At 53.4% G+C, this 7,640-nt stretch carries 6 protein-coding genes; all 6 read right to left on the bottom strand.

The features are described 5' to 3' along the window. Nucleotides 1-288 precede the first annotated feature (288 nt). The 6 genes from KJ970_20640 to mnmG all read right to left on the bottom strand — a co-directional run bounded on the left by KJ970_20640 (nucleotide 289) and on the right by mnmG (nucleotide 7,639). Nucleotides 289-798, bottom strand: coding sequence for a polymer-forming cytoskeletal protein (locus KJ970_20640; protein ID MBU2693334.1), 510 nt, complete (start codon nucleotides 796-798; stop codon nucleotides 289-291). 175 nt (nucleotides 799-973) lie between these two features. Then, nucleotides 974-1,882, bottom strand: coding sequence for a M23 family metallopeptidase (locus KJ970_20635; GenBank protein MBU2693333.1), 909 nt, complete (start codon nucleotides 1,880-1,882; stop codon nucleotides 974-976). A gap of 52 nt (nucleotides 1,883-1,934) precedes the next feature. Next, nucleotides 1,935-2,804 carry a ParB/RepB/Spo0J family partition protein gene (locus KJ970_20630; GenBank protein ID MBU2693332.1) on the bottom strand — a complete coding sequence of 290 codons (870 nt, stop codon included), beginning with the start codon at nucleotides 2,802-2,804 and terminating at the stop codon, nucleotides 1,935-1,937. Further along, on the bottom strand, nucleotides 2,746-3,663 hold the full coding sequence (locus KJ970_20625) for an AAA family ATPase (protein MBU2693331.1): 918 nt from the start codon (nucleotides 3,661-3,663) through the stop codon (nucleotides 2,746-2,748). The genes KJ970_20630 and KJ970_20625 overlap by 59 nt, the downstream gene beginning before the upstream one ends. Nucleotides 3,664-4,778: 1,115 nt before the next feature. Then, complete coding sequence (locus tag KJ970_20620; GenBank protein ID MBU2693330.1) at nucleotides 4,779-5,513, bottom strand: class I SAM-dependent methyltransferase; 735 nt, start codon at nucleotides 5,511-5,513, stop codon at nucleotides 4,779-4,781. A 134-nt stretch (nucleotides 5,514-5,647) separates the two neighbouring features. Beyond that, nucleotides 5,648-7,639 (bottom strand): tRNA uridine-5-carboxymethylaminomethyl(34) synthesis enzyme MnmG, encoded by a 1,992-nt coding sequence (gene mnmG, locus KJ970_20615; GenBank protein MBU2693329.1) that lies wholly within the window; start codon nucleotides 7,637-7,639, stop codon nucleotides 5,648-5,650. Nucleotide 7,640: the final 1 nt, after the last annotated feature.

The following is a 7,640-nucleotide window of genomic DNA, read 5'->3' as shown; positions in this document are numbered from 1 at the left end:
CTTTCAATCATTGGGTTGCGACATTTGACGCAATGAGCACCCAAAAGAAAGGGTTAGTGCCACTTTAGCCGACACTCTTATGAAATAAATATTCATGAATATTAAAGACAAACACATCGACAAACGTTGTCTGTATTCATGCCCACATCAATTTCAGGATTGATTGTTATTAAAATATATCGATGTGTTCGTTGGTTTTTATTGGGAATTCTCGCCAAGTCATCTCGACGGCATAAATCATATACATAATCGTTGATTTATAACTTCTTGTAATGAGATTTCGGCCCCTCAGGGTCTCGACGATTGTGAGGACGACGGCGTGCTCTCTGACGACGTTGATCCGAGGACGCCGCTCTTCATTGGAACCTGTTCCTGTGGTCCTGCCGGGCCGGCGTTTTGATGTGATTGGGGTGAAACCTTACCTGATGCTTGGCCAAGTACCTGATTGGAGCTCTTCCCAGACGTTGCTCCCGGCGCCGAGATGGGGGTTTGGTTTTGACGACCCATTTGACAGCGCCCCTTCAACCAGGCCCCCTCCTCCATAATGAGGCCCGCACAAAGTAGATTTCCGGTCACACGACAGCCGCTTCGGAGTAACAGCTTGCTGGAGCAGTAGATATTTCCTTTAACGGCGCCCACGACAAGAAGTTCTTCGGCCCTTAAATCGCCGTCAACACTGCCCTGGACTCCTATTTCAAGTCGCCCCTTGATGTTAACGTTTCCACGGACAGTTCCGTTAATAATCAGGTGGCCCGCACCTTCCATATTTCCATTTATCGTAATTCCTTGGGGAATCATGGGCGTCTCCCTTGTCGTGGAACCAAACTTCGGCCTACGATCCTTTTCTGCGTGAGTAAGTGGTGTTGCCTGGGGGGGAGGCGCCTTCCCCGCCGTCGGAGACACCGGCTGCTTTCCCTCTGAACTCTTACGCCACCAAGACATGCTTCACCAAGCCTCTCTTTTTCCCCTGTTTCTATTTTAGTCTTTCCGGTCGAAGAGATGTAATAATCTCCGCTGGATCTATGGGTTGATCTTTCAATCGGATTTCAAAATGGAGATGGGGCGCCGAGCTAAGCCCGGTATTCCCCATCTCTGCTATGAGTTGCCCTGCCTCAACTCGCTCACCCTGGGACACTAAAATCTTTGAATTGTGTCCATAGAGGGTTTGAATATCCCCTCCATGTCCCAAAACGACAACGAGACCAAAGACATCATCCTTTTCGGTTCGGATCACAACGCCCGGCCCGGCGGCGGCAATCCCAGTCCCTACGCTTCCTGCAAGATCAACGGCAGAGTGAATCTCTCCGCCAGAAGCTCCGATCGAAAAGCCCCTCGAAATGGGCCCGGGGCAGGGTCGCTGGAATATAAGACTCCTAACCAGCTTAAGCTGTTCTGGATAAATCCGTTGCGCCTGGCCCGCAACATCTTCTCCCCGCAGGGCATCAGCCATCTCCATCCGGTTGACTCGGTTGCTCCTGCTGTCTGAGCTTTCTTCTATACCCTCGCTGTCCTTTTCCCAACCCTCCTCATCTGCCTGGATTCGGGGCTCTGAAATACCCGTCAATTCCAAGACGTCTTTCCGAAATCTTTCCAGCTTCTGGACCTCTATTTGGAGTATCTCGAGTTGGGCCAGTTGAGTATGAAGCAACTCCACCTCGGCCTGCAAACCAGCGGTTGTGCGGGCCTGTATGAGGATTTTTCCATAGAAAGCCGCGCCGATCAGTACAACCGATAGGAATAAGATTCCAACCACCACTCCGAGGCGGAGTTGCCAGGGCTTAATCTGCAACTTGTAGATTCGTCCCGTCCCTGGGGGTGTGATGAGGATGGAATACTCATCGTTCCCGAACGCCGGGGCGGGAATTTCCTTTATTTCTTCCATTCAGCCGCCTATTGGGGATCTCTGGTCTCTGTATGCCTTGCCGGCCGATCCATCAATGAATGACAATACCAAGCCTGGCAATCAATCCCTCCAGCTCCTCCCTTGACCCATATCGAATCCTTACAGCACCTCGGTTTCGATTTCCACTGATAGAAATATCCATGCTCATCGCTTGCGTCATAGCATGTTGCAGGGCCTGGATTTCTTCTCTCCCTGGCGTGCTTCGCCCCTTTCGGCCGCGGCTTTCGAGCCTTTTAGCCAATTGGCGGACCATTTTCTCAAGTTGTCTCACAGATAGACCCTTTGAGACGCAGTCCCCCGCCAGGCGCTCTTGCATAGCCGGATTCGGAAGCCCAAGTAACGTTCGAGCATGGCCCTCCGAGAGTGTTTCACGTGAAACATATTCCTTGACGGACTCTGGTAATTTAAGAAGTCTCAATGAATTTGAGATGGCTGTTCGGCTCTTTCCGACCTCATTTGCAACCCTGTCGTGTGTCCAGGAGAATTGTTCCGCCAACGCTCGGTAGCCACGTGCTTCTTCCATCGGATTGAGATCTTTGCGTTGAAGGTTCTCGACCAGCGCCAATTGAAGAGCCTCTTCATCTGAAACGCTCCGAATGCGGGCTTCAATATGAGTCCATCCCAGAAGCTGGGCGGCCCGCACTCGGCGCTCGCCCGCGATAATCTCATATTGACCAGAGGCGGGTCGGGCAAGAATGGGTTCGAGGAGCCCATGAATCTTCAGCGATTCGGCGAGGTTTTGGAGCTCCGCATCGGACCATTCGCGCCGGGGCTGAAATGGATTAGGTTTTAGCTCGCTAATCGAGAGCCTCGTTGCCGAATCCTCAACGAGGGTTGGCCTCTCAGCCGGGGAGTCCGGTATGAGCGCTTTCAGACCACGCCCCAACGCCTTGCGACTCATTCTCCATAATCTCCTTTGCCAAATTTACATAGCTCATTGATCCGGCGCATGCCCGATCATATAGAATAACGGGTTTCCCAAAGCTGGGCGCCTCACCAAGCCTCACATTCCTCGGAATCATGGTTCGATAGACACGTGATCCAAAGTAGGTCCGCGCATCATTCGCCACCTGCTGAGAGAGCGACAATCGGCCGTCATACATCGTCAAAAGGAGCCCCTCTACCCGTAGCTTGGGGTTCAATGACTTCCTAACCGCTTGAAGTGTTTCAAGTAAATGAGAAAGCCCCTCTAGCGCCAGATATTCGCACTGGATAGGAACGATCACGCCATCTGAGGCAGAGAGGGCATTGACGGTGAGCAACCCGAGAGAGGGAGGACAGTCGATAATTACGTAATCGTACTCAGATTTCAGACCATCAAGCTGCTCCTTGAGCAGGAACTCGCGATTCTCCACCGACACGAGTTCCACTTCGGCCCCGGCGAATTGCGGGGAAGAGGGTACGATTCGTATTCCCAGCGCATCGGTTGTCAGGATCGCTTCTCGGAGCGTCGCCTCACCCAGCAGCACATCATAGATTGTGCGGGTTGTATGATCCACCTTTTGCCCCAAGGCGGAGGTCGCGTTCGACTGGGGATCCATATCGAGAACAAGAATGCGCCTGCCAGCCATAGCCAATGAAGCGCTTAGGTTTATGGCTGTCGTCGTCTTGCCGACGCCACCCTTTTGGTTTGCAATAGATAAAACCCTGCAGGCGGTCCTGGGTGGGGCGGGCTGTATTTCCGGCAGAACCGAGTTCCCGCTTTCCCACTGGTCTTGTCCCGTCGAATCATCTGATGATGTCTCCCTCGCTGAATCCATCATGATCGACGAAGATCCTGCGCCATGGTGTATCGGCGGATCCTTGTCTCCATTGTTAGGCCCCTGCGCGATCCCTCGGGATCCATTCCCACCTGGATCGCTATGAAAGTTGCCTTCCCAATACATTTGAACCTCCCTCTGTCTGGGAGAGCCTGTGCCGTCCTTGTGTTGTTCTCGTCTTCGTCGGCCGTGAATCTTTTCTAATTGAATGCCTATTCGGGGAGTTATCTGTTCTCCATCTGTCAATCGATGCAGATCGTTGATTGATGATCTATCGTCCAATTGACGTCATATAAACGACATCCCAGCCGCCCCCTTAACTAGATGCAAACATTATGAAAGAAACGGTGTCCGGTCAAGAAAAGATTGGGCAACCTATGATATTTTAATTAGTTTCAGAAGAATAATGAACATAATCGCCGGGTTGCCCCTTTTGGGGGCGTCCAGGCATCGACATTCGGGTCGATTTCCGCTCTAATCTCGCGATTTTTGCCTCGTAACATTAACAACGGGTGGAAATATCGCCCGTTGGACCCAGTCTCGTTTCACGTGAAACAGTCCGGGTGCGATATCCGAATTGGGGGGTTGACGATCCTGTCCGGATTTTGGGGCGGGTTAGTGGTAATCCAGGGCTTCCCGAACCCCGGGGGCGTGCCTGGGCGGCAATCCCAGCAAGCCGGGTAGGGTGGAATTGAGGCCGGCGGTCCGGACGTGCCGAGCTCGCCCCTTGTCGCGTTCGTTTTTTGCGGGTGAGAATCAGTTGTTCCTGTTTTCAACAGGGGCATTCTGTGCGAAATATCCTACCTCGTGTATCGGAATGATAAACAGGTGGTCCGCCCTTGATAAATATGGCACAACAACTCTTTATTTTTTATGGAATTACACTCCAGAATAAAATGAAACCAAGAGCGAAGACTTAAGAGGCCTTTGGGATCCATTCCGCATCCAGAATCTGTGATTTTGGGGAGTGAGAATGTGGGACCTTCAAATGATGAGGTTCTTCAGTGCGGAATCCTGCCAGCAGAGGGCCTCTGTGAGTCCCGGCATCAAAGGCGAAAGAAGGTGCTTTTAAATGATGCTTTCGTGTACCGGTAATCCAATAAAACAGTTACCGCTTATTCCCTAACATCCTTCTCAAAGATCAAAATCCGGCCAGGCGACCATGGAACTTCAAGGCATTTAATAAGTTTCATGGAAGATGCCTCCAGTTCCTCTCGGCAACTCTCATACAACTTTTCCCACCCAATCCCCGTATAGAATAGCCAGAGATCGCCGGGTGTCATCAGCGAGGGAACCCAGGAACTTGCTTTCAGCAAAGGATCTACGGCTCTCATAAAATAGACGAAATGTCGAATCGGGTAGGCCCCTCCCCAGGCTTGCACGAGATTTTGTATGGATAGCTCTTCGCACCGGGCCTGTTTCACGGCCACACCCAATCCCAAGCGATGACCGGCCTCTTCCAGGAAAAGACACCGCTTGCCGCTTGATTCAACGAAGAGCATGGGTTGCTCCGGTTCCCAGGCCTTCAGTACCATCCCGGGCAGGCCGGCCCCGGACCCGATATCGACCCAGAGGGACCTCGGATCGGTTTTTACATATAGAAGCGGCCCAAGAGAGGCTCCGACATGTTTATCTATGACCCTTTCAAGATCTCCCCTCGAAACCAGGTTGAACTCCTGGGCGCGCTCCGCGATGAGGAGCGCAAAGCGATACAGCGTCTCTTTGCGGCCGGCGTTTAACTCCAGGCCGTGCTCGGCAAGCCTTGCCGCCAGTGTGTCGAGCTGGGAATTATACTCTTCCTTGAATTTATCTATGGGAATTGTTATATGCCGCACTCCTCTCGCGGGCATACCTTTTCCCGGCGGCCGCACCTTTCTTTGTACTCTCTGTGTGCCTCTTTTACGTTGCACCCTCTTTGTTTTCGGGCGCCGGCTGCCAGGTCCGCTTTTTCGATCTCTGCTTTCCATCGAAACCTCAACTCTCTCTATATCTCGTTTGTTGTTTCTTTCTGTATCCTATCCTGCGCCGCCCCTTCCAGCGATCGAACATGAATACTCAGCAAATCGATGTGCGCGGCGCGCACGCCCGCAAGCCGGCCGGCCTGTCCCAATGTCCTCGGCCGAATTTCGAGGAGGTTCTCGGTCGCCTCAACCGGAAACCCGGGGAGGCCCTTCTGTAGAAGATTGTAAAAGGTATCGGGGATTTCCACATCATCCAGCAGATCGACCTCCCTCTGCCGGGCCGTCATGCGAACAATGTATCCCTCGTATTTGATCTCCGCCTCTATCCAGGCCATCGCTGCGGAATCCAGACCCGATTCCCATCCTGCCTTTAACAAATCCTTGTAGGTGATCTCCGGCCGGCGCAACCACGTCGATAGGGGCATTCCTCCATCCCTCGGCATCTCAAAATCTTTGACCCGGGTTTGTGTTGATGCAGTCCTAATCGTGCTGTTCTTTGCCTCTCCGTCAAAAAACTTGTTAAATGATGTCTGTTTCAATCGATCCATTTCACGATCCGTGCGATTCCAGCGTTCTTGAATCCGGCGCCAGGCCCCATCGTCCATGATACCCAACTGATAGCCTTTTTCGGAAAGGCGCCGGTCGGCATTATCCTGCCGGAGCAGCAACCGGAATTCGGCATTGGAGGTGAACATTCTGTACGGATCCGTTGGAATCTTTGTGATCAGGTCGTCGATAAGAACACCTATATAGGCTTCGCTTCGCCTGAGACTAAACGGTTCCCGTCCCTGCACCCATCGCGCCGCATTGATTCCCGCGATGAGTCCCTGCGCAGCCGCCTCTTCATATCCGGATGTGCCGTTGATCTGACCGGCGAGATACAATCCGGGACAGGTGTTCACCCCGAGGTACTCATCGATTTGAGTCGGGATGACAACATCATATTCAACGGCATATCCGGCCCGGAGAAGCTCGCACCGCTCCAACCCCCGCATCGTCCGGATGAATTCCTCTTGAACATCCGCGGGCAGGCTCGTGGAGATTCCATTCGGGTAAATCTCCGGGACATCCAAGCCCTCCGGCTCAAGAAAGATCAGGTGGCTCAGCTTATCGGGGAACTTCACCACTTTGTCTTCGATCGATGGGCAGTATCGAGGCCCGCGCCCCTCAATCGATCCGCCATAGAGGGGCGAGCGGTGAAGATTGCGCCGTATAACCTCATGTGTCGCCTCATTTGTCTTTGTGATATGGCAGGATACCTGCGGCAACAATGGGGGGCGCTCGTCCAAATAGGAAAACCGTGGGGGCGGATCGTCTCCCGGCTGACTCTCTGTTTTGCTGAAATCGATTGTGGCCTTGTCGAGCCGCGCCGGTGTTCCCGTCTTCAGTCGGTTTAATTTCAATCCCAATTCATTCATCGAGATCGCCAGTCCACCCGGACCCGGCTCGCCGTCACGTCCCCCCACATGGGTTTCCATCCCTCGATAGATTTTTCCATTGAGAAAGGTTCCAGTACAGAGAATCACCGCCCGGCACCCAACAACTTCTTCGGTGGGAGAGAGGATGGGGTTATCCCAACGCTCCCCGGCGCTGTCGATGACCCGACGGATCGCGACCCCTTCAATCCTTCCACCCTTGAAAACAATCCTTTCAACACACCCCTCGAGTAGGGTGAGGCCGGAAGCGTTATCCAGAACCTTAAGAGCTTCAAGGTGATACAGCACCTTGTCGGCTTGAGCGCGGGGCGCGCGGACGGCCGGACCCTTGCGTGTGTTGAGCATCCGGAACTGGATCCCCGCCCGGTCGGCCAACTGCCCCATGCAGCCACCCAGGGCGTCGATCTCGCGCACCAGATGCCCCTTGGCGATCCCGCCGATAGACGGATTGCAGGACATCTGGCCGATGGTCCCCCGGGAGAGGGTCACAAGGGCGGTTTTCGCGCCCAGGCGGGCCGCAACATAGGCCGCCTCGATCCCGGCATGACCGCCACCGACAATCAACACATCAAAGTTCATT

The sequence above is a fragment of the Candidatus Eisenbacteria bacterium genome (assembly GCA_018831195.1).
Classification (GTDB): domain Bacteria; phylum Eisenbacteria; class RBG-16-71-46; order CAIMUX01; family JAHJDP01; genus JAHJDP01.
Note: the sequence above shows the minus strand (reverse complement) of the source record. Positions and strands in the feature narration are given on the sequence as shown.

What these genes read in the sequence shown, in the direction of transcription:
- KJ970_20640 (MBU2693334.1), bottom strand. Translation starts at nt 798, where the DNA reads ATGATTCCCCAAGGAATTACGATAAATGGAAATATGGAAGGTGCGGGC.
- KJ970_20635 (MBU2693333.1), bottom strand. Translation starts at nt 1,882, where the DNA reads ATGGAAGAAATAAAGGAAATTCCCGCCCCGGCGTTCGGGAACGATGAG.
- KJ970_20630 (MBU2693332.1), bottom strand. Translation starts at nt 2,804, where the DNA reads ATGAGTCGCAAGGCGTTGGGGCGTGGTCTGAAAGCGCTCATACCGGAC.
- KJ970_20625 (MBU2693331.1), bottom strand. Translation starts at nt 3,663, where the DNA reads ATGGATTCAGCGAGGGAGACATCATCAGATGATTCGACGGGACAAGAC.
- KJ970_20620 (MBU2693330.1), bottom strand. Translation starts at nt 5,513, where the DNA reads ATGCCCGCGAGAGGAGTGCGGCATATAACAATTCCCATAGATAAATTC.
- mnmG (MBU2693329.1), bottom strand. Translation starts at nt 7,639, where the DNA reads ATGAACTTTGATGTGTTGATTGTCGGTGGCGGTCATGCCGGGATCGAG.